This window comes from Phycobacter azelaicus (assembly GCF_014884385.1).
Taxonomy (GTDB): domain Bacteria; phylum Pseudomonadota; class Alphaproteobacteria; order Rhodobacterales; family Rhodobacteraceae; genus Phycobacter; species Phycobacter azelaicus.
In genome coordinates, this window is the sequence record NZ_WKFH01000003.1 from 1,243,036 (window position 1) to 1,263,069 (window position 20,034).

The following is a 20,034-nucleotide window of genomic DNA, read 5'->3' on the forward strand; positions in this document are numbered from 1 at the left end:
GCGCTTTCATCGTCAATGTACCGCCAGCTGGTTAGGAGATCCTCATGGCAAAAACGCGGGTACTGGTGGAGTTTGGCATGGGCACATCCCTACGACGCGCCGATTACACCGAAGCGGCAAAACGCGCGATCACCGATGCGCTTTGGCATAACTCGGTCAACGTGGCCGAACTGTTCGATTTTCCCAAGGAAGCCATGATCATCGATGCCGAGATCGGCGTGCAAGATCCCGAACAGGTGGACGCTGAAGCTTTGAAAGCGATCTTTCCCTATGGCCGCCCCGACATCCGCGTCAGAAAAGGTGGCCTCGATATCGACAAGCCCGGCGGCGGCAAAACGGTGATCGCAAATGCTGCCGTGATCGTATCCTTCGAGATGGAAAGAGTCTAATGGCAGAGAAACGCATCATCCTCGAAATGGGGACCGGCAACGACCTTTATGGGCAGGATTACACCAAGGCAGCCCGGCGCGCGGTGCAGGATGCCCTGCATCATTCTTCGATCACACTGTTTTCCGAGCTGGGGATCGATCACACCGAAATGCGGGTCGAGGTAACGATTGCAGTACAAAATCCCGAAGCCGTGGATTGTGATCTGATCGCTTCCGATCTGCCCCGGGGGCGGGCAAAGGTGCGAGCGGTGTTTGGCGGTCTGGATGTGGCGGGCGTGGATGGCAAGGCGCTGCATGTGATTGCCACGGCAGCGATCGAGGCGTGGCTGCCGGATCAGGCGGGGCGCTATCGCTGGTCGGAATAGGCCACCTGAAAAGCGAAAAGCCGCCCAGGGATGGACGGCTTTGCTAGCGGTATATTGTCATTGGAAAGTCTGCCTGTCAGATCAGATCTTTGCAATGTCGTCGCGGGTCAAGCCAATATCAGCCAGCTGAGCGTCTGTCAGACGGTACAGCGCACGGCGAGTGATACGGGCTTCGCGCGCTTCAAGGAATGCGGCTTTTGCGTTGAGCAGAGTGTCAACCACGCGGAGAACAGCAACGGCTCCGAGCGGCGCATGGATGTTTGCAGTTGTGGCCATGTCGGGCATCCTAAACAAGACAACCGGCCCCATGCCGGTTCTGAGGGTCATGTAGGAGACCGCCCTGAGTCTCACAATTGCCCGTTTTACAGGCCCGATCTGCGTCCGCTGCATAACAAATAAACAGTTTACTAACATCAAACCGTCCGCGTCAGCGAAATCTTGCCCCACATACATGGTTGAGCATGACGTCCCCAGCGCCCATATATGCTGCGACGAGATTGGAGGCTCAGATGGCAGACGACCAATTCCCCGGATGGCACGGGACAACCATCATCGGCGTCAAGAAAGACGGGCGGGTGGTGATTGCCGGCGATGGGCAGGTCTCACTTGGTCAGACCGTTATCAAGGGCAGCGCCCGCAAGGTACGCCGCCTGTCGCCCGGTGGTTATGAGGTGGTCGCAGGCTTTGCCGGCTCTACTGCCGACGCGTTCACACTGCTTGAACGGCTTGAGGCAAAGCTCGAGGCCACCCCCGGCCAGCTGGCCCGCGCCAGTGTGGAGCTAGCTAAGGACTGGCGGACTGACAAGTACCTGCAGAAGCTCGAAGCGATGCTGATCGTGACCGATGGCAGCGACCTGCTGGTGATCACCGGCGCCGGCGATGTTCTGGAACCGGAGCATGATGTGGCCGCCATCGGATCGGGCGGGAACTTCGCTCTGGCCGCAGCCCGCGCCATGATGGACAGCGACAAATCTGCGGAAACCGTTGCTCGCGAATCCATGGCGATTGCGGCCGATATCTGCGTTTACACCAACGGCAACCTGACGGTCGAAACCATCGGGGCGGACCACTGAGGTGTCGGACATCGACCGCAACGACCTGCGCGCCGCTGTAGGGTCTGGGCTCTTGACAGAAGCGCAGGCGGCCTCGCTTCTGGCGCTGGCCCAAAGCCGCAAGGGCGCGCGGGAAGACCTGGCCGAAGGGGATGAACCGTTCGAGCTATTCAAGGGCTTCAACGAGATTTTCATTGTCATCGGCCTGTTGATCCTGGCCTCGGGCTGGGCAGCGGTGACTGCGACCTCCCTGGCGGGCAGCATTGGCGGATACCAAGACAAGACGGTCACGGCTGCAATTGTAGGTGCCGTGATCCTTTGGATACTGTCCGAATACTTCATCCGCCGCCGCCGCATGGTGGCACCGGCAATCGCGCTGTCGATTCTTTGGGCACTGAATGCCGGGATGGGCCTCGTGGCTCAGTTCTCGCAGCCCTTCATGATTGCCCAGTCCGATTACTCCAGCATGCAGCTGCCCATTGCGCTCAGTACCGCGGTCATTGCCATCTACTGGCTGCGCTTCAAGGTGCCCTTTGCCATGGCGTTGATCGCCCTCGGCGTTTTTGCGCTGGCGCTGTTGATGGGGGCGATCCGCATGGGCACGCCAGCGGATATCGGAGAGTTCTTCCTGCTGTCTGCTTCTGGGCCCTTTGCCTGGATTACGCTTCTGGTAGGGCTGGGCGTCTTCTTTGTCGCGATGATCTTCGACATGAGCGATCCACACCGGGTCACACGCCGCTCGGCCCAAGGATTCTGGCTTCACGTGGTCGCGGCCCCTGCCCTTGTGAACACCATTGCGCTCAGCCTTCTGGAAAAGGGCACGGACAGCGCGCATCTCTTGCTGCTTGGCGTCCTCCTCGCCTTTGCCATCGTGGCCATCGTGATCGACCGGCGGTCCTTCCTCATTGCCGCCATTGGCTATAGCGTGACGCTGGCCGGAACCGTCTTCGATGGCGAGGGCGCCGCATCGACCATCCTGGTGCTTGGCGTCTTCCTTGTGGCGCTGGGAGCCTTCTGGACCCGCATCCGCGCCGCGCTTCTTTCACCCCTGTCCGGGCTGGTGCCGCTGGATCGGTTACCGCCCTCACATTGATACGGGAACTCTCATGTCTGACCTCACCCCCCGCGAAATTGTCTCGGAACTGGATCGGTTCATCATCGGCCAGAAGGAGGCCAAACGTGCCGTCGCCGTCGCCCTGCGCAACCGCTGGCGGCGCAAGCAACTGGGCGATGACCTGCGCGATGAGGTCTACCCGAAGAACATCCTGATGATCGGCCCCACCGGTGTCGGCAAAACCGAGATCAGTCGCCGCCTGGCGAAACTCGCCCGCGCGCCTTTCATTAAGGTCGAAGCGACCAAGTTCACCGAAGTCGGCTATGTGGGCCGCGACGTGGAACAGATTGTCCGTGATCTGGTGGACACCGCGATCCTGCAGACCCGCGAATTCATGCGCGAAGATGTCAAGGCCAAGGCCCACAAGGCCGCGGAGGACCGCGTGATCACCGCAATTGCCGGGACCGAGGCACGCGACAGCACCCGCGAGGTGTTCCGCAAGAAGCTGAAATCCGGTGAGCTGGACAACACGATGATCGAACTGGAGGTCGCCGATACCTCGAACCCCATGGGTGGCATGTTCGACATCCCCGGCCAGCCCGGTAGCCCTATGGGCGGGATGATGAACCTTGGTGATCTGTTTGGAAAAGCGCTTGGCGGGCGCACGGTCAAAAAGCGCCTCACCGTCGCCGAAAGCTATGACGTGCTGATCAGCGAAGAGGCCGACAAACTGCTTGATGACGAAACCGTGACACGCACGGCGCTGGAAGCCGTGGAACAGAATGGCATCGTCTTTCTGGACGAGATCGACAAGGTCTGCGCCCGCTCTGATGCGCGAGGTGGTGATGTCAGCCGTGAAGGCGTGCAGCGCGACCTGCTGCCGCTGATCGAGGGCACCACCGTCAGCACCAAACACGGACCTGTAAAGACCGACCATATCCTGTTCATTGCCTCGGGCGCATTTCATATCGCCAAACCGTCGGATCTGCTGCCGGAGCTGCAGGGCCGCCTGCCGATCCGGGTGAACCTGCGCGCGCTCAGCGAAAAGGATTTCATCCGCATCCTGACCGAAACCGACAACGCCCTGACCCGCCAGTACACCGCGCTGATGGGCACCGAAGATGTGAAGGTGACCTTCACGGAAGACGGGATCGCCGCCATGGCCAAGATCGCGGCCGAGGTGAACCAATCGGTCGAAAACATAGGCGCTCGGCGTCTTTACACGGTGATGGAGCGGGTGTTTGAAGAGTTGTCCTTCACCGCACCCGACCGTGCCGGCGACGCAATTACCGTGGATTCGAAATTCGTGACATCGAACCTTGGCGAGCTGACTCGCTCGACCGATCTGAGCCGCTACGTGCTCTGACTGGATCACCTGGATAGGAACGGAATGCCGCTTGGAAACGAGCGGCATTCATCCTATCCATGGCACTGTTTGTTTTGGGACCGGTGAGATGCGGCGCCTTCGGCTTTTTTTGTTTCTTTCCCTGACCACGGTCGCTGCCTGCGGGTCGCGCCCCTATACCCCCACAATGCCCGAGGCGCTGGAAATCGGCACGCCTAAGACGATTTTTGCCGCAACGATCCGCGATCCAAAGCCTGCCGGAGGCTTCGGCTCTGGTCGAACGGACGGATATCACCTGTTGGAGCTGACCGTCTCCATCCCGCCAAACCACAAACCGGGTCATCTCGTTTTTGCCGGCGAGAACCCAGACCCAAGAAATGAATTCACCATGGCCGGTCGGCGCACATTTGAAACACCTGATGAATTCACGGAACGGCTCAACCAGGAACTTCTTTCGTTACCACAGGACGAACGGGACATTACGGTCTTTGTGCACGGATTTAATTCCACACAATCCGAGACGGCCTTTCGTGCGGCCCAGCTCACCCATGATATCGACGTGCCCGGCGCAACTGTTGTGTACTCCTGGCCCAGTCTCGGCAGCCCATTGGGATATGCCTATGACGCCGATAGCGTGATGTTTGCCCGTGATGGTCTGGAGCGTCTTCTGAAAAGCCTCAGCCGTACCAAGGCGCGGCGCGTTGTTCTGGTGGCGCATTCAATGGGATCTGTTCTGGCCATGGAAACCTTGCGCCAGATTGAAATCAGCGCACCCGGCTGGGCGGATCAGCATCTGGACGGAGTGATGCTGCTGTCACCGGATCTGGATCTCGACGTATTCAAAAGCCAGATGAGCCGATTTGACCCGGTGCCGCAGCCCTTCCTTGTCTTTGTCTCTCGCAAGGACAAGATCCTAACCCTGTCGCAGCGCCTGCGCGGGACCCACAGCCGGTCACGGCTGGGCAATCTGGAGTCTGTCGAAGACCTCGAAGATCTGCCGATCAATATCATCGATACGACTGCCTACGCCGATACGGCAAATTCCGGGCATCTGGTCGTGGGCACCTCCCCTGCACTTCTGGCGATCCTGAGCGCGGCGCAGCAGGCAGCCCGATCCTTTGAGAATCCGGGATTGGTGTTCAACACCGTGCTTCCGCCGCCCCAAATCCAACAAGAGAAAATCGAGGATGTGTCTGTTGTGAGGCTTCTGGATAGCCCCCGATAGAGGGTCTAACGGCTGCGACGCAGGTAGACGTAATAGGCGCCCTCTCCGCCATGGCTGAGATGGGCAGGTGTGACCTGCAGCACAGCCTGCTGCAAGGGAGGCAGCGCCAGCCATTGCGGCACACGATGGCGCAGCACACCGCGCGGTGTGGGAATGGGGCCCGGCTCGTCCCGGTCCTTGCCCTTGCCGGTCACAACAAGAACCAGACGTTTGCCCGACGCCTGTGCTGACAGGATGAACCGGGTCAGCGCCGGATGCGCCGTATCCACCCGCATTCCATGAAGATCAAGCTTGCCCTCAGGACGCAGTTTGCCGCGTTTCATGCGCCGATAGGCCTTTTCATCCATTTGCACGGGCGCGGTTGCCAGGGATTTGGCAACCGGCGTCTTTAGATCATGTTTTGCAGGTTTGCTACGGGCGCGGCTGCCGATGCGAAAGGCGTCGATCTGTGGCTCGGCGTGGGGTTGGGGAGTCTTTTTCGGCTTGGGCTTGGGAAGCGGCAGATCCGGTGGCGTCGAATGACTGCCGGGATGGAGCCGCTCTGCGTGTTTCACGACCTTGTGCCAAAGATCGATTTCGTCCGAGGTCAGCTTGCGGCGTGTCATCAGTATTCTTCCGGCAACATGGCATAGGCGCGCTGGATCGGCAGGAGAACCACCATACGCCCCGGATCGCGCAGACGGCCGGCGGCCTGCCCAGCAGCATCCCCGGTGCCAAAGAATATGTCCGCGCGCTGCGCGCCCTTGATCGCAGATCCCGTATCCTGAGCAATCATCAAGCGCCGCAATGGATTGTCACCGTCTTTCTCCACCCAGACCGGAGCACCCAGCGGCGTATATTTCGGATCGACCGCAATGCTGCGCATCGCCGTTACCGACCGATTCATCGCCCCAAGGGGGCCATCGGAGGCACGCACGCGTCGCACTTCACGAAAGAAGACATAGGACGGGTTGTGCATCAGTAGTTCGTGCCCGGCGACAGGGTTACGCCGCACCCACGCCTTGATCACCTGAGCACTGACCTGGTGGGCCTTATAGATGCCACGGCGCACCATTTCCGCCCCAACGGACCTGTAGGGATGTCCATTTGCCCCACCATAGCCAACACGGACGGTGGATCCGTCCTGCATTCTAATGCGGCCGGACCCCTGGATTTGCAGAAAGAACAGCTCAACCGGATCATCCACCCAAGCGATCTCAAGACCGCGGCCATCCATCACCCCGCTGGTCAGGATATCGCGCCGCGGGAGCCACAGATTGGTCTGGCGTGCTTCACGTGGCATCCGGTAAACCGGATAGCGAAACCGCTCTGTGCGATAGCGAGAACCATCAAGCTCTGGTTCGAAATAACCGGTGAACAGCGCCGTATCGGCTCCGTCCTGAATCAGAACCGGACGAAAGAATAGTTCGAAATACTTTCGCGCCGCATCCGGTGCGCCCGATTGAACCTGGGTCTGCGCCAGCGCGCAAAGGCTCTGCCAATCGGGATCATCAAGATCGGGACAGGTTTCCAGAAAGACATCAAGCGCCGCAGCGTGATCGTCCTTGTGCCAGCCTTCAAGCTCGGAAAAATCCAAAAGCGAGTAAACTGTCTCGGCTGATGCGCCCGTGGCGGTCATGGCAGCGCCCCAAAAGGCCGCTGCCCGCAGTGCCGCCCGGAGCGCACCAATCATGCGTCCGTAGCCACCAGCTGCCAGTTCGGATCGCTTGCACCCATTGCGCGAGCAAAGGTCCATGTGTCCTTCAGACGCTTGATGGCTTTGGGGTCGCCTTCGACAATCTCACCATCCTTGTTGCGCACAACCGATGTGATCTCGGCCACGAACCGCATTGTGATTTCGGCGGTCTGCGTGCTTTCATCAAAGCTGGCATCGTCAATTGCAGTTTCGCGCACGCCGATGAACTCGGCCTCGATTGTCAGACCCTGATCTTCACGCTGCGCGACGGCATCGACAAAGCTCTCATAGACGTCTTCGGCCAATAAGGGCTGGATCTCGTCCAGCTCACCGTTTTCAAATCCCATGAGGATCATCTCATAGGCGCCACGGGCGCCCTGAACGAAATCCTGAACCTGGAACGACGGCTCTGCCTTTTTCATCGCGGCAAGCGCGTCGGCCTGGGAAGAGCCCTCGGCTACGTAATCGGTGATATCACGATCCGGGCCACCTTCGATCACCTCGAAATCCGGGCGCCGCTTGTCGGCAGCAGGCATCTGCGGAGGAGTCGGCTTTTCGAACCCCTCACGGGTGCCCAATACGCTTTTCAGGCGCAGGATCAGGAAGACGGCAATGCCGGCCAATACCAAAATCTGAATCAAGGGCGACTCCATGTGAACCTCTTGCTAGGCAACCATGCCTTGTTTGAAACCAAAGCGGACTGCTCTTATGTAGGTGACGGGTGGGGCCAAGTCCACCATCCAGCGCAAGTTCAAAGGACCCCAAGATGTATCTTTTTCTGGCCTTTTTGATGGTGCCTCTGATTGAAATCGCTCTTTTCATCCAAGTTGGCGGTTTGATTGGCCTGTGGCCTACCCTGGCAATCGTGGTTTTGACCGCGATCTTCGGCACATATTTGGTGCGCTCACAGGGGCGGTTGGCGATGGGTCAGCTTCGGTCCTCATTCCAGACTTTGTCGGATCCGGCCGAGCCGCTTGCTCATGGAGCAATGATCCTCTTTGCCGGCGCGCTGCTTTTGACACCAGGTTTCTTTACCGACGCTGTTGGATTTGCATTGTTGATGCCGCCAGTGCGTCTTGCCGTCATACGGCATCTTCGCTCTCGGATCACCGTATCTCACTTTGAGATGGGCACCACGCACGGTCAGGCCTATCACCGCGATCCGCGCTCTGCGCGAGATTCACACCGTGCGCAGGGCCAAGGTGACGTGATCGACGGGGATTTTCAGGACGTTACGCCGCGCGATGAGCCCGACCGCCCATCCGGCTGGGTCAAGGGTCCGGACTGACGGCTTTTTTGTCCCGCTTTCAAAGCACCGTCAAACCCGGCCTGCGTGACCGTTGAGGTACCCGCAACAAGCTGCTAAGCAATGCGCAAAATCATATTTCAGGAGTATCTCCATGGCCGAAAACGGCACCCCCGAGGGCGCAGCAGAAGCCCCGCAGCAGCCCCAAGTCCAGATGAACATTCTGGGTCAGTTCATCCGCGACATGTCATTCGAAAACGTGATGGCGCAAAAAGGCGCGGGCGGAGAAGTGCAGCCCGACGTAAACGTTCAGGTGAACCTCGACGCAAAGAAGCGCGCGGCTGAAAACCAGTTCGAAGTGATGACCAAGCTGACCGTCGAATCCAAGAACAAGGAAGGCGGAGAAGTCCTGTTTGTTCTGGAAATCGAATATGTTGGCGTTTTCAATATCCAGGGCGTGCCGGATGAGCAGCTGCATCCGTTTCTGCTGATCGAATGCCCGCGCATGACTTTCCCGTTCCTGCGCCGCATCGTTTCGGACGTGACCCGCGACGGTGGCTTCCCGCCGCTGAACCTCGACAATATCGATTTTGTTGCGATCTACCGCAACGAGCTGGCCCGCCGTCAGGCAGAAACCCAACCGCAGCAGTAAACCCTCTTACTGTGAAGAAAATCAGAGCGCTGCCGATCAATTCGGCAGCGTTTTTCTTTGGTTGGTGGATGAGTATCAGGACTGAACGGACGCCCAGAGGGCGCCATCGCCCATCTTTTCGACAAAGGCGTCATGAGCGGCTTTTTCCTCGGCGGTCAGGCGCGAGGGCAGGGGGGTTGGACGCGGTGCAGGGCGCCAGTCCTGCTCGGCCGATCCTGACTGCGATCCACCACTGCCCGCCGTAGACAGGCCAAAATCCGGCTGTCGACCACCTATCAGTTCGAGATAAACTTCGGCCAGGATTTCGGAGTCCAGCAGCGCGCCATGCAAGGTCCGGTTGGAGTTGTCTATATTGAACCGTCGGCACAGGGCATCCAGCGTGGCAGGGGAACCAGGAAACCGTTTGCGTGCCATGGCCAGCGTGTCGATGGCCTGATCCATCGGGAGCTGAGGCAGGTTCATCCAGCCAAGCTCCGCATTGAGGAACTTCATGTCAAAGCTGGCGTTGTGGATCACCAGCCGCGCATCACCGACAAAATCGAGGAAACTCTGACCGATCTTGGCAAAGACCGGCTTGTCCCGAAGAGTCACCGCACCGGGGGCAGGGGGCTGCGGCGGGCTAAGGAGGTCGGGACCGATCCCATGGACGCCAAAAGCTTCCTCTGGCATGTCCCGTTCAGGGTTGATGTACTCGTGGTAGGTCTTGCCAGTGGGCATGTGGTTATAAAGTTCCACCGCACCGATTTCGACAATGCGGTCGCCGGTGAAGGGATCAAAACCGGTCGTCTCGGTGTCCAGAACGATCTCACGCATCTGCCATCTTTCCCCTGATGTCTTTCAGGATTTCTTCCACCTGCGCGCGCGCATGTTCCAGAGTGTCAGTCTCGATCACATAATCGGCGCGGGCGCGTTTCTCTTCGATTGGCATCTGTTTTTGCAGGATCTGGGTGAATTGCTCAACCGTCATGGTGCCGCGATCCAAGACCCGCTGTTTCTGGGTTTCTGCATCGACCCAGACGCAGGCGACCGCATCCATTGCCGCGTCGCCACCAGTTTCAAAAAGCAGTGGAATATCAAAGATAAGGACGTCGCTGCCTGCGGTGCGACGGAATTCCGCGCGGTCGTCGGCCACCAAAGGGTGCACAATCTTTTCGATCACGGACAGGGCAGAAGGGTCGCGGGAGATGATCTTTTTCAGCGCGCTGCGATCCACCATTCCATCCTTGATCGCCTCGGGAAAGGCTGCTGACATCGGAGAGACAGCAGCGCCGCCAACGGCATAAAGACGATGCACCGCCGCATCCGCATCCCAAACCGCGCAGCCAAGCTCGGCAAAGATTTTGGCCGTGGTGCTTTTGCCCATGCCGATCGAGCCGGTCAGACCCAGAGAAAACGTCATGCCAACGCCGCCGCACGGGTGTCCTCATCCACCTTGGGCCGTTGACCGAACCAACGTTCAAACCCCGGAACAGCCTGGTGAAGCAGCATCCCGAGACCATCGACAACGGTACAGCCGGCCTCTTTGCCCGCCTTGATCAGATCGGTCTCGAGCGGGGTATAGACAAGGTCGGTGACAACACAGGATGACTGCAACCCATCCATCGGCACCCGCAACGGGCGCTTTCCCTCCATCCCGAGCGAGGTGGCGTTGACCACAAGGGAGGCTTCCTCGACCGCATTGCCAGCTTGAATCCAGTCGACCACGCGGATCCGTTTGCCGAACTCACTGCGCAACTGGTCTGCGCGTTCGCGAGTTCGATTGGACAGCATGATTTCGGGCACGCCGGCCTCAACCAAGGAGGCGATCACCGCGCGACAAGCCCCACCGGCCCCCAGAACCAAGGCCGGGCCGGCATTCGGTTTCCAATCGGGGGCACCCTGATGAAGGTTGGTTATGAATCCGTAACCATCTGTATTATCAGCAAGAATAGATCCATCCTGACGGAAGATCAGCGTATTGGCAGCCCCCATGAGTGTGGCGCGATCCGTGACCTTGTCAGCAATCTGCATCACGGCTTCTTTATGGGGCAGGGTAATGTTGGCCCCGACAAACCCCGCCTTTGGCAGACTGCGAATTACTGTTTCCAGATCCTGCGGTTCAACGTGCATGGGCATGTAATACCCATCGATCCCATAGGTTCGCAGCCAGTGGTTCTGGATCTGCGGAGACCGCGAATGGGCCACCGGGCATCCGATGACCCCGGCCAGAGGTATCTTGGCAAGACTCATTGATCGATAACTCCCTGCAGTCCCAGGTAGTTTATAAGTTCAGTCAGCGGTAATCCCAAAACGTTAAAATAGCTTCCCTCGATGCTGGCAAAGAGCCTCACGCCTTCCTCTTCCAGTTTATAGGCGCCAACCGCATTGCGGATGCTATCCCAGTTGCGGGTGACATACCCCTGTAGGTATTCGTCCGAAGCCTTGCGCATCAGAAGTCGCACCTGTCCCACGTGGCGCCACAAGGGCTCACCATCGCGGTAGATCACTGCCGCAGACAGAAGCATGTGCCGATGGCCGCGCATTTCGCTGAGTTGAGACAGCGCTTCTTCTGGTGTCTTAGGCTTCGACAGCAATCGTCCCTTGAAATCAAGCACCTGATCGCATCCGATGACTATGGATCCAGGGTGTTTCGCGCTGATCTTGCGCGCCTTTGCCTCGGCCAGGGCATCAGCGATGTCGCGCGGCGGGGCCTCTTCAGCCAAAAGGGCAGCTTTTATGCTATCCTCATCCAGCCGCGGTATATCCTGGGCAAATTCAATACCCGCCTGACGCAGAAGATGAGCCCTGATCTCGGAGCCGGAGGCCAACACTATGTGGGCAGTCATGTGGAAAACCCCGTGGGAAATCGGTTCACAGTATTGGAATGTTTTGTATGGTTTTCAGGCCATTTGGCAAGCCCACAGCCAGAACCTCGATTTCATCCCGACTGTGCCCTGAGTCGTCCCGCGTGGATTGGGATAACTCTTGGATCGTGGATATCTCTGGTCTTCAGAAATCATCCCGGGGTTATCCCCATGTTTACCCTGGTTAATCAAAGCTTAATAGGTCATAAAAACAAGGCTGTTAGGAGATTATTCACCTTTGACCCAATGTGACACATGGAGGTTTTTCCATGCTGGGGATATGCGGGGGAAGGACTCGATAATCCACGGAAATCCTTGCGCCCTACAAAAACATCATCCTTTAAATCTTTCTTTATTATTTTAGGGTGCCTCACGAGAACGCAGAAAAGAGATCGACCATGAACCTGACTGATTGGATGTATGTCCTTTACCCATACGCAAAGTCCCTTCACATCATGGCGGTGCTCAGCTGGATGGCCGGTCTTTTTTATCTCCCACGTCTGTTTGTGTATCATGTGGAGCAGGCTGAGAAGGTGCAGGATGCCATTCCGATCTTTCTGACGATGGAGCGCAAACTGATGAAAGTGATCATGAGCCCAGCCATGCACACCGCCTGGGTGGCTGGCCTGTTCATTGCTTTCACTCCGGGTTTTGTAGACTGGTCGTCGATCTGGCCATGGACAAAAGCAGCCAGTGTGATTGGAATGACCTGGTTTCACATCTGGCTGAAGCGGCGCATCAATGACTTTGAGAAAGACCGCAACACGCTGACGGGGCGCCAATTCCGAATGATGAATGAAGTTCCAACTCTGTTCATGGTGATCATCGTGGTTTCGGTGATCTTCAAGTTCTGACGTCCCTCGCGGAGATGTTGAATCGGCGTTAAGAGACCCAAAAGAGCGCCATACAGTCGGGGTTTGACTCAGTAGCGACATATCCCTATGAATGGCGACTAACGGGCCCGTCCGGGCACTCGTGTCTTCCGAATTCAAAATGACACCTCTCCCTGAACATCAGGGCTGCAAAGGCTGTATGTGTATGACCGCTCAATCCCTCAATCTGTCCGATCTCAAAGCAAAAAGCCCAAAGGACCTGTTGTCTATGGCCGAGGAGCTGGAGATCGAGAACGCCTCGACCATGCGCAAGGGCGAGATGATGTTCCAGATCCTGCGCGAACGCGCGGATGAAGGCTGGGATATCGGCGGCGACGGTGTGTTGGAAGTTCTACAAGACGGTTTCGGTTTCCTGCGCTCACCCGAGGCGAACTATCTGCCGGGTCCGGATGACATCTATGTTTCCCCGGAAATGATCCGCCAGTATTCATTGCGTACAGGGGATACGGTTGAAGGTCAGATCAAGGCACCGCTGGAAAACGAGCGTTATTTCGCCCTGACAAACGTGACAAAGATCAATTTCGAAGAGCCTGAGAAGGCGCGTCACAAGATTGCGTTCGACAACCTCACGCCGCTTTACCCTGATGAGCGTCTGAAGATGGAGATCGAAGATCCCACCATCAAAGACAAATCGGCCCGCGTGATCGACCTGGTCGCGCCCATCGGGAAGGGCCAGCGTTCGCTGATCGTCGCGCCGCCGCGGACCGGTAAGACCGTTATCCTGCAAAATATCGCGCATTCGATCGAGAAAAATCACCCGGAGTGCTACCTGATTGTTCTCTTGATCGATGAACGGCCCGAAGAAGTCACCGACATGCAGCGGTCTGTGAAGGGCGAGGTTGTCTCCTCCACCTTTGACGAGCCCGCAACCCGTCACGTGGCGGTGTCGGAAATGGTCATCGAAAAGGCCAAGCGTCTTGTAGAACATAAACGAGATGTTGTGATCCTTCTGGATTCGATCACAAGACTTGGACGCGCGTTCAATACCGTTGTTCCCTCGTCGGGCAAGGTTCTGACCGGTGGTGTGGATGCGAACGCCCTGCAGCGGCCGAAACGTTTCTTTGGCGCTGCACGCAACATCGAGGAAGGTGGGTCTCTAACCATCATCGCCACCGCTCTGATCGATACCGGTAGCCGTATGGATGAAGTCATCTTTGAAGAATTCAAAGGTACAGGTAACTCTGAACTGGTTCTGGATCGCAAAATTGCCGATAAACGCGTCTTCCCGGCCATTGACATTCTCAAGTCGGGTACGCGGAAAGAAGACCTGCTCGTTGATAAGGCCGACTTGGCTAAGACCTTTGTTTTGCGTCGAATCTTGAATCCGATGGGGACGACTGATGCTATCGAGTTCCTGTTGTCAAAGCTTAAGCAAACCAAGACGAACTCAGAGTTTTTCGACTCTATGAACACCTAGGCCTTAGGTTTCAAAGAAAGGAAGGCCTCCCATGGATACGATCTTTGCGTTGGCCTCTGCCCAGGGGAAGGCCGGGGTTGCCGTGGTCCGGGTGTCCGGTCCAGATTCGCTGGCCACAATCGAGGAAATCTGCGGCTCGTCGATGCCTGCCCCTGGCCGTGGATTGCGGCGTTTGAGGGATGCATCTGGCGGAATTTTGGATGAAGCGCTCGTTCTCACCTTTAAGGCTCCAAACAGCTTTACGGGCGAAGATGTTGTTGAATTTCAAACACATGGCAGTACTGCTGTGGTTTCTGCTGTGCTTGATCGCCTTGGACAACTGGATCAGCTTCGTTTGGCAGAGCCGGGTGAATTTACCCGGCGGGCGCTTGAAAATGGAAATCTGGATCTGGCGCAAGTGGAAGGCCTTGCCGACCTAATCGACGCAGAAACCGAAGCGCAAAGAGTGCAGGCTCAACTTGTCCTGTCTGGGGCGTTGGGTGATTTGGCCGACCGTTGGCGAAGTGATTTGATCAGGGCGGCATCGTTGATTGAAGTCACAATTGATTTTGCGGACGAAGAGGTGCCAGTGGATGTGACGCCCGAAGTGGCGGCGCTTTTGTCGGGGGTTAGAAAGGATCTTGAAGCCGAAGTCGCTGGTGTTCAAATTGCCGAGAGGATCAGAACGGGCTTTGAGGTTGCTATTGTCGGTGCTCCGAACGTTGGAAAGTCGACGCTTTTGAATGCGCTGGCGGGTCGAGACGCCGCAATTACTTCTGAATACGCGGGGACGACCCGCGATATTATCGAAGTCAGGATGGATCTCGCAGGTTTGCCGATTACGCTTTTGGATACGGCGGGTTTGAGGGAAACAGATGATCACGTCGAAAGCATCGGTATCGCCCGTGCGAAGGAACGGGCAGAACGGGCGGATCTTCGTGTTTTTCTTGCTGATCCCCACGAAACCCTGGATATTGATATGCGACCTGATGATATTCGGTTGATTCCGAAGATTGACAAGAAGTCCTTTGACGGGCCAGGGATATCCGGAAAAACGGGACAGGGCGTTGATGAACTTGTCGACCATGTGTCGTCTGTTCTTAAACAGCGTTCCTTCCAAGCAGGGGTGGCGACGAGGAAACGGCACCAGGATGCGTTGTCTGCCGCTTTGAATCACCTAAATAGTGCTGCGAAAACGCTTGAGCTTGGTCCTCACTGTTATGAATTGGTTGCTGAAGATCTGCGAGCAGCTATCCGCGCTCTTGAGCGTCTTGTTGGTCGGATTGGTGTTGAAAACTTGCTGGATGAGATCTTCTCCAGTTTCTGTCTTGGGAAGTAGGGAGTGTTTCACGTGAAACATTCGGATTATGATGTAATCGTTATTGGCGGAGGTCACGCCGGGACCGAGGCAGCCCATGCAGCCGCACGACTGGGTGCGCGTACGGCTTTGGTTACCCTGAAGAGGGCCGGTATTGGTGTAATGTCCTGTAATCCAGCCATTGGAGGCCTCGGAAAAGGTCATCTGGTTCGGGAGATTGATGCACTTGATGGTGTGATGGGAAAAGTCGCCGATGTCGCAGGTATTCAGTTCAGGTTGCTGAATCGACGAAAGGGTCCTGCTGTTCAGGGACCGAGGGCCCAATCCGACCGCGCCATTTACCGGACAGAGATGCTCAGGATTACAGAGCAGCAGGCTAACCTTGACATCATCGAGGCCGAAGTCGTCGACTTCCTAATGAAAGGAGACACGGTAACGGGTGTCGTTCTTGCAGACGGCAGCGAAGTTGTGTCGCATGCAGTCGTTCTAACATCGGGCACATTTCTGCGAGGTGTGATCCACATTGGTGACGAATCCCGGCCCGGTGGACGCATGGGCGACAAGCCATCGGTTCAACTGGCGGATCGCTTGGATAGCTTTGACCTACCGCTTGGCAGACTGAAGACAGGGACACCACCCAGGCTGGATGGAAAAACGATTCGGTGGGACGCTCTGGAGATGCAGCCGGGCGATGAAGATCCCGTCTTTTTTTCCTTCATGTCCAAAGAAACATCAGCACCTCAGGTGTCCTGTGGGATTACTCATACAAATGAGAGGACTCACGACATTATCCGATCGAACCTCAAGCGTTCAGCGATGTATGGGGGCCACATTGAAGGTATCGGGCCGCGTTACTGCCCATCGATTGAAGACAAGATTGTGCGGTTCGCGGACAAAACTTCTCATCAGATCTTTCTGGAGCCAGAAGGCGCGTCTGATGATACGGTCTATCCAAACGGGATTTCGACGAGTTTGCCTGTTGAGGTCCAGGAGGACTATGTCCGCTCGATTTTCGGTTTGGAGAATGCCAAAATCCTCCAACCCGGGTATGCCATCGAATATGATTATGTAGATCCACGGGCTTTGACTTTGGCGTTGGAGTTGAAGAATGTTTCGGGGCTATATCTTGCCGGACAAATAAACGGGACGACCGGTTATGAAGAGGCCGCCGCCCAGGGGCTTGTGGCAGGACTAAACGCCGCTCGGCACAGTCAGGGTAAGGATGCGGTCATCTTTGGCCGGTCGGGTAGCTATATCGGTGTGATGATTGACGACCTGACCACCAATGGTGTGACTGAGCCATATCGGATGTTCACATCGCGTGCAGAATTTAGGTTGTCTTTGCGGGCGGACAACGCAGATCAAAGGTTAACACCTCTTGGAATGGAGATCGGCTGCGTGGGCGCTGATCGCCAGGCTTTGTTTCGATCCAAACAGGAAAAGCTCATTTCGACGCGTGAAAAGTTGGTCTCGAAGTCTTACTCTCCCAAGACCATAGCGGAAGCCGGAATATCGATTAACCAGGACGGAAAGAAAAGGACTGGTATGGATGTGTTGGCTTTCCCAAATGTTAATTTCGAAGATATTGTGCCACTTGTGCCAGAACTTTCGGGTGTCGATCTGGAAATCCGGAAGCAAATCGAGAGGGATGCGCTTTACGCAAACTATATAGAGCGGCAAAATCGTGAGATCGAGGCTCTTCAGCGAGATGAGGAGATGCTGATACCGGATAGTTTTGTGTTTGAAGGAATAGAAGGCCTGTCCAATGAGCTGCAGCAGAAGCTCAAGTTGGCGCGCCCGCAGAGCCTCGCTCAGGCCGCGCGTGTAGATGGTATGACCCCAGCGGCGCTGGCGCTTCTGCTGGCGAGGATTCGTAAGGATGGTTCGTCGCGGAGCAAATTTGCATAATGGCTGGAGGACTTCTTGATCAACTGAGTGTTTCACGTGAAACAATTGAGCGTCTCAAAATATATGAGTCCGTCCTCAAGAAGTGGAACTCAAAAATCAATCTCATCTCTCGCCATAGCGTGCCAGATATTTGGAACCGCCACATTATTGATTCTGTTCAGGTCTTCCGATGCGTCCCGACGCCAGACCATTGGGTAGATCTCGGTAGTGGTGGGGGCTTGCCTGGGCTGATCGTTGGCATCATGGCCTCGGTAGAAAATCCAGACACACGCGTTACCCTGATCGAATCTGACCAGCGTAAGGCTGCCTTTCTCCGCACGGCTGCGAGGGAATGCGGTGCCAACATAGAAGTGATCTCCAAGAGAATCGAATCGTGCTCGCCGCAGCAAGCTGGTGTCTTGTCTGCACGGGCTCTTGCCGATTTATCGAAACTTTTAGAGTTTTCCGAACAACACCTTGATCCCAATGGTATCGCTGTGTTTCCAAAGGGTGCAAACTGGAAAAAAGAAGTGGATAACGCGCAGCAGCGATGGCGCTTCGATCTCGAAGCGATTACAAGTTTAACTGAACCCGACGCGGTCTTACTAAGAATAGAGGGAGTTGCTCGTGTCTGACTTATCCCGCCCGGATGGGCCCCGTATCATAGCGGTTGCTAATCAAAAGGGTGGAGTGGGAAAGACAACAACGGCAATTAACCTTGCAGCCGCTCTTGTCGAGACCGGAATGCGCGTGCTTGTGGTGGATCTGGATCCCCAGGGTAACGCCTCTACTGGTCTCGGGATTGATCCCGAAGATCGAGATTATACCACCTATGATCTGCTGGTGGATGATGCGCCCCTGACAGAGGTCATTCGTGCGACCGAAATTGAAGATCTTTGTGTGATACCAGCGACTGTTGATCTCAGCTCGGCGGATATTGAGTTGTTTGCAAACGAAAAGCGCAGCTTTCTTCTGCATGATGCGCTACGGCAGACGGCCATGGATGACTACGATTGGGATTACATCCTGATCGACTGCCCGCCGTCTTTGAACCTGTTGACTGTGAATGCAATGGTTGCAGCGCATTCTGTTCTGATCCCGTTACAGAGTGAATTTTTTGCCCTCGAAGGCGTTTCCCAACTCATGCTTACAATTCGCGAAGTCCGCCAGGCTGCCAACCCAGATCTGCGGATCGAAGGTGTCGTTCTGACCATGTACGACCGGCGAAACAATCTGTCACAGCAGGTAGAACAGGATGCGCGGGACAATCTTGGTGAGTTGGTGTTTCGGACCGTTATCCCCAGAAACGTGAGGGTCAGTGAGGCACCGTCGTATGCCTTGCCGGTCTTGAACTACGATACGAATTCTCTTGGCGCTCGGGCGTACCGAGCATTGGCTGAGGAAGTGATCGCCAACCAGCAAAAGCTTGCAGCGTAAACCGGGGAGGGCACTATGACAGAAAAAAAGAACAAACCACGCGGCTTGGGTCGCGGATTGTCCGCACTGATGGCAGATGTAAATCCTGATCCCGTAAGCACACGGACTGAGGCACCACGTAATGCAGAAGTTCTGGTTCCAATCGAGAAGGTAACAGCCAACCCGGATCAGCCACGACGCCAGTTTTTGCAGGAAGATCTGGATGATCTGACTGCTTCGATCAAGGAAAAGGGTGTTCTGCAGCCGCTGATCGTGCGGCCTCGCGATGGTGGTATATACGAAATCGTTGCGGGTGAACGGCGCTGGCGTGCGGCCCAGGCGGCACAGCTGCATGAGGTTCCGGTCCTGATCCGGGACTATGATGACCTTGAAATGCTCGAAGTTGCGATCATCGAAAACATTCAGCGGTCTGATCTGAATGCAATGGAAGAGGCCCAAAGCTACAAGCAATTGATGGAGAAATTCGGCCACACTCAGGAGCGGATGGCTGAAGCGCTGGGTAAAAGCCGCAGTCACATTGCCAATTTAGTGCGACTTTTGCATCTGCCGCCGGACGTTCAGCAGCTCGTACAGGATCGGAAGCTGTCGGCTGGCCATGCTCGTGCCCTGATCACATCCGATAATGCGTCGGATCTGGCGAAAAAAATTGTGAAGGGCGGCCTGTCGGTTCGTGCGACCGAGAACCTGGTCAAAAAAGATGCGGCAGGGGACACGCCGTCATCAGGTGCCAAGAAACCGCGTAAAGAGATGGAGAAAGATGCTGACACGCGCGCGCTTGAAGGCGATCTGTCTGCCGTGCTGCGGATGAAGGTCTCCATCGATCACAAGCCGGGCGGCGAATCCGGATCGGTCACCATCAGCTACGATACGCTGGATCAGCTGGATGAGTTGTGCAATCTGCTTAGCCGTTAGGACGGGTCCAGATAAAGATCAGGACGCATGATAGCACGACGGCTTGAATAGCCAACACACGGAACGAAAGACCCAGAGCCAGAGACAGTAAAAAGACGGCGGCAATTGAACCGGTTGCCGCCTTTTTTGCGGTTGGACGGATGGCGCCGTTTTCGTGCCAATCCTGAATCATTGGTCCGAATGTCTGATGGGTAATCATCCAGTTGTGAAGCCGTTCTGAGGAGTTTGCGAAGAAGAATGTTGCAAGCAATAGGAAGGGTACAGTTGGGAGCAAAGGGACAGGAATACCGACCAGACCAATGCCCAGGCACAGCATCCCCAAGCTGGCGTAGATGTAGCGCATCC

Annotated in this window: 24 protein-coding genes; 15 read left to right on the forward strand and 9 right to left on the reverse strand. The window is 56.4% G+C overall.

What is annotated here, in order from left to right; all coding sequences use genetic code 11:
* Positions 1–44: 44 nt before the first annotated feature.
* Both INS80_RS06940 and INS80_RS06945 read left to right on the forward strand, forming a co-directional pair.
* Positions 45–389, forward strand: coding sequence for a Lin0512 family protein (locus INS80_RS06940; RefSeq protein ID WP_192964934.1), 345 nt, complete (start codon positions 45–47; stop codon positions 387–389).
* A complete protein-coding gene (locus INS80_RS06945) occupies positions 389–754 on the forward strand; it encodes a Lin0512 family protein (protein WP_192964935.1) in 366 nt (121 codons plus the stop codon). Before INS80_RS06940 ends, INS80_RS06945 begins: the two co-directional genes overlap by 1 nt.
* Positions 755–835: 81 nt before the next feature.
* Here INS80_RS06945 and INS80_RS06950 read toward each other — a convergent pair whose 3' ends face one another.
* Positions 836–1,030: a DUF1127 domain-containing protein gene (locus tag INS80_RS06950; RefSeq protein ID WP_192964936.1), complete on the reverse strand. Its 195-nt coding sequence runs from the start codon at positions 1,028–1,030 to the stop codon at positions 836–838.
* A 233-nt stretch (positions 1,031–1,263) separates the two neighbouring features.
* Here INS80_RS06950 and hslV point away from each other — a divergent pair, with 233 nt between their 5' ends.
* From hslV to INS80_RS06970, 4 genes are all read left to right on the forward strand, one after another.
* Entirely contained in the window at positions 1,264–1,827 is a 564-nt protein-coding gene (gene hslV / locus INS80_RS06955) for an ATP-dependent protease subunit HslV (RefSeq protein WP_192964937.1), read from the forward strand.
* Position 1,828: 1 nt separating this feature from the next.
* Positions 1,829–2,899 carry a hypothetical protein gene (locus INS80_RS06960; RefSeq protein ID WP_192964938.1) on the forward strand — a complete coding sequence of 357 codons (1,071 nt, stop codon included), beginning with the start codon at positions 1,829–1,831 and terminating at the stop codon, positions 2,897–2,899.
* A gap of 13 nt (positions 2,900–2,912) precedes the next feature.
* Positions 2,913–4,226, forward strand: a complete 1,314-nt coding sequence (hslU, locus tag INS80_RS06965; RefSeq protein ID WP_192964939.1) for an ATP-dependent protease ATPase subunit HslU — start codon at positions 2,913–2,915, stop codon at positions 4,224–4,226.
* A 109-nt stretch (positions 4,227–4,335) separates the two neighbouring features.
* The gene (locus INS80_RS06970) at positions 4,336–5,430 is read left to right on the forward strand and encodes an alpha/beta hydrolase (protein WP_369411378.1); all 1,095 of its coding nucleotides are present in this window, start codon (positions 4,336–4,338) and stop codon (positions 5,428–5,430) included.
* A gap of 5 nt (positions 5,431–5,435) precedes the next feature.
* Here INS80_RS06970 and INS80_RS06975 read toward each other — a convergent pair whose 3' ends face one another.
* From INS80_RS06975 to INS80_RS06985, 3 genes are read right to left on the reverse strand one after another with little or no spacing between them, the layout of a single operon-like run.
* The gene (locus INS80_RS06975) at positions 5,436–6,035 is read right to left on the reverse strand and encodes a Smr/MutS family protein (protein WP_192964941.1); all 600 of its coding nucleotides are present in this window, start codon (positions 6,033–6,035) and stop codon (positions 5,436–5,438) included.
* Complete coding sequence (gene mltA / locus INS80_RS06980; RefSeq protein ID WP_192967219.1) at positions 6,035–7,102, reverse strand: murein transglycosylase A; 1,068 nt, start codon at positions 7,100–7,102, stop codon at positions 6,035–6,037. The genes INS80_RS06975 and mltA overlap by 1 nt, the downstream gene beginning before the upstream one ends.
* Positions 7,099–7,758 (reverse strand): Tim44/TimA family putative adaptor protein, encoded by a 660-nt coding sequence (locus INS80_RS06985; RefSeq protein ID WP_192964942.1) that lies wholly within the window; start codon positions 7,756–7,758, stop codon positions 7,099–7,101. Before INS80_RS06985 ends, mltA begins: the two co-directional genes overlap by 4 nt.
* A 113-nt stretch (positions 7,759–7,871) precedes the next feature.
* Between INS80_RS06985 and INS80_RS06990 the strand changes: the two genes are divergently transcribed.
* Complete coding sequence (locus INS80_RS06990) at positions 7,872–8,393, forward strand: FxsA family protein (protein WP_192964943.1); 522 nt, start codon at positions 7,872–7,874, stop codon at positions 8,391–8,393.
* Positions 8,394–8,505: 112 nt separating this feature from the next.
* Positions 8,506–9,003, forward strand: coding sequence for a protein-export chaperone SecB (gene secB / locus INS80_RS06995; RefSeq protein WP_192964944.1), 498 nt, complete (start codon positions 8,506–8,508; stop codon positions 9,001–9,003).
* Between the two features lie 75 nt (positions 9,004–9,078).
* On the opposite strand, the gene dnaQ is transcribed toward secB, so the two are convergent.
* The 4 genes from dnaQ to INS80_RS07015 are packed head-to-tail and all read right to left on the reverse strand — an operon-like array spanning position 9,079 to position 11,828.
* The gene (gene dnaQ, locus INS80_RS07000; protein ID WP_192964945.1) at positions 9,079–9,816 is read right to left on the reverse strand and encodes a DNA polymerase III subunit epsilon; all 738 of its coding nucleotides are present in this window, start codon (positions 9,814–9,816) and stop codon (positions 9,079–9,081) included.
* Positions 9,809–10,402, reverse strand: a complete 594-nt coding sequence (coaE, locus tag INS80_RS07005; protein WP_192964946.1) for a dephospho-CoA kinase — start codon at positions 10,400–10,402, stop codon at positions 9,809–9,811. Before coaE ends, dnaQ begins: the two co-directional genes overlap by 8 nt.
* Positions 10,399–11,232, reverse strand: coding sequence for a shikimate dehydrogenase (locus INS80_RS07010; protein ID WP_192964947.1), 834 nt, complete (start codon positions 11,230–11,232; stop codon positions 10,399–10,401). Before INS80_RS07010 ends, coaE begins: the two co-directional genes overlap by 4 nt.
* Positions 11,229–11,828 (reverse strand): Maf family protein, encoded by a 600-nt coding sequence (locus INS80_RS07015; RefSeq protein WP_192964948.1) that lies wholly within the window; start codon positions 11,826–11,828, stop codon positions 11,229–11,231. Before INS80_RS07015 ends, INS80_RS07010 begins: the two co-directional genes overlap by 4 nt.
* Positions 11,829–12,244: 416 nt before the next feature.
* Between INS80_RS07015 and INS80_RS07020 the strand changes: the two genes are divergently transcribed.
* The 7 genes from INS80_RS07020 to INS80_RS07050 all read left to right on the forward strand — a co-directional run bounded on the left by INS80_RS07020 (position 12,245) and on the right by INS80_RS07050 (position 19,689).
* The gene (locus INS80_RS07020; protein ID WP_192964949.1) at positions 12,245–12,700 is read left to right on the forward strand and encodes a CopD family protein; all 456 of its coding nucleotides are present in this window, start codon (positions 12,245–12,247) and stop codon (positions 12,698–12,700) included.
* Between the two features lie 184 nt (positions 12,701–12,884).
* Positions 12,885–14,156: a transcription termination factor Rho gene (rho, locus tag INS80_RS07025; protein ID WP_192964950.1), complete on the forward strand. Its 1,272-nt coding sequence runs from the start codon at positions 12,885–12,887 to the stop codon at positions 14,154–14,156.
* A 31-nt stretch (positions 14,157–14,187) separates the two neighbouring features.
* Positions 14,188–15,474: a tRNA uridine-5-carboxymethylaminomethyl(34) synthesis GTPase MnmE gene (gene mnmE / locus INS80_RS07030; RefSeq protein ID WP_192964951.1), complete on the forward strand. Its 1,287-nt coding sequence runs from the start codon at positions 14,188–14,190 to the stop codon at positions 15,472–15,474.
* Between the two features lie 12 nt (positions 15,475–15,486).
* The gene (gene mnmG, locus INS80_RS07035; RefSeq protein WP_192964952.1) at positions 15,487–17,361 is read left to right on the forward strand and encodes a tRNA uridine-5-carboxymethylaminomethyl(34) synthesis enzyme MnmG; all 1,875 of its coding nucleotides are present in this window, start codon (positions 15,487–15,489) and stop codon (positions 17,359–17,361) included.
* Positions 17,361–17,975, forward strand: a complete 615-nt coding sequence (gene rsmG / locus INS80_RS07040; RefSeq protein WP_192964953.1) for a 16S rRNA (guanine(527)-N(7))-methyltransferase RsmG — start codon at positions 17,361–17,363, stop codon at positions 17,973–17,975. The genes mnmG and rsmG overlap by 1 nt, the downstream gene beginning before the upstream one ends.
* A complete protein-coding gene (locus INS80_RS07045; protein ID WP_192964954.1) occupies positions 17,968–18,777 on the forward strand; it encodes a ParA family protein in 810 nt (269 codons plus the stop codon). The genes rsmG and INS80_RS07045 overlap by 8 nt, the downstream gene beginning before the upstream one ends.
* A 15-nt stretch (positions 18,778–18,792) precedes the next feature.
* Positions 18,793–19,689 carry a ParB/RepB/Spo0J family partition protein gene (locus INS80_RS07050; protein WP_192964955.1) on the forward strand — a complete coding sequence of 299 codons (897 nt, stop codon included), beginning with the start codon at positions 18,793–18,795 and terminating at the stop codon, positions 19,687–19,689.
* Here INS80_RS07050 and INS80_RS07055 read toward each other — a convergent pair.
* Positions 19,679–20,032, reverse strand: coding sequence for a YbaN family protein (locus tag INS80_RS07055; protein ID WP_192964956.1), 354 nt, complete (start codon positions 20,030–20,032; stop codon positions 19,679–19,681). The genes INS80_RS07050 and INS80_RS07055 overlap by 11 nt on opposite strands.
* Positions 20,033–20,034 lie beyond the last annotated feature (2 nt).

Bases quoted from the DNA above. Each gene is read 5' to 3' on its own strand.
- INS80_RS06940 (WP_192964934.1), top strand. From the start codon at position 45: ATGGCAAAAACGCGGGTACTGGTGGAGTTTGGCATGGGCACATCCCTA.
- INS80_RS06945 (WP_192964935.1), top strand. From the start codon at position 389: ATGGCAGAGAAACGCATCATCCTCGAAATGGGGACCGGCAACGACCTT.
- INS80_RS06950 (WP_192964936.1), bottom strand. From the start codon at position 1,030: ATGGCCACAACTGCAAACATCCATGCGCCGCTCGGAGCCGTTGCTGTT.
- hslV (WP_192964937.1), top strand. From the start codon at position 1,264: ATGGCAGACGACCAATTCCCCGGATGGCACGGGACAACCATCATCGGC.
- hslU (WP_192964939.1), top strand. From the start codon at position 2,913: ATGTCTGACCTCACCCCCCGCGAAATTGTCTCGGAACTGGATCGGTTC.
- INS80_RS06975 (WP_192964941.1), bottom strand. From the start codon at position 6,035: ATGACACGCCGCAAGCTGACCTCGGACGAAATCGATCTTTGGCACAAG.
- mltA (WP_192967219.1), bottom strand. From the start codon at position 7,102: ATGATTGGTGCGCTCCGGGCGGCACTGCGGGCAGCGGCCTTTTGGGGC.
- INS80_RS06985 (WP_192964942.1), bottom strand. From the start codon at position 7,758: ATGGAGTCGCCCTTGATTCAGATTTTGGTATTGGCCGGCATTGCCGTC.
- INS80_RS06990 (WP_192964943.1), top strand. From the start codon at position 7,872: ATGTATCTTTTTCTGGCCTTTTTGATGGTGCCTCTGATTGAAATCGCT.
- secB (WP_192964944.1), top strand. From the start codon at position 8,506: ATGGCCGAAAACGGCACCCCCGAGGGCGCAGCAGAAGCCCCGCAGCAG.
- dnaQ (WP_192964945.1), bottom strand. From the start codon at position 9,816: ATGCGTGAGATCGTTCTGGACACCGAGACGACCGGTTTTGATCCCTTC.
- coaE (WP_192964946.1), bottom strand. From the start codon at position 10,402: ATGACGTTTTCTCTGGGTCTGACCGGCTCGATCGGCATGGGCAAAAGC.
- INS80_RS07010 (WP_192964947.1), bottom strand. From the start codon at position 11,232: ATGAGTCTTGCCAAGATACCTCTGGCCGGGGTCATCGGATGCCCGGTG.
- INS80_RS07015 (WP_192964948.1), bottom strand. From the start codon at position 11,828: ATGACTGCCCACATAGTGTTGGCCTCCGGCTCCGAGATCAGGGCTCAT.
- INS80_RS07020 (WP_192964949.1), top strand. From the start codon at position 12,245: ATGAACCTGACTGATTGGATGTATGTCCTTTACCCATACGCAAAGTCC.
- rho (WP_192964950.1), top strand. From the start codon at position 12,885: ATGACCGCTCAATCCCTCAATCTGTCCGATCTCAAAGCAAAAAGCCCA.
- mnmE (WP_192964951.1), top strand. From the start codon at position 14,188: ATGGATACGATCTTTGCGTTGGCCTCTGCCCAGGGGAAGGCCGGGGTT.
- rsmG (WP_192964953.1), top strand. From the start codon at position 17,361: ATGGCTGGAGGACTTCTTGATCAACTGAGTGTTTCACGTGAAACAATT.
- INS80_RS07050 (WP_192964955.1), top strand. From the start codon at position 18,793: ATGACAGAAAAAAAGAACAAACCACGCGGCTTGGGTCGCGGATTGTCC.
- INS80_RS07055 (WP_192964956.1), bottom strand. From the start codon at position 20,032: ATGCGCTACATCTACGCCAGCTTGGGGATGCTGTGCCTGGGCATTGGT.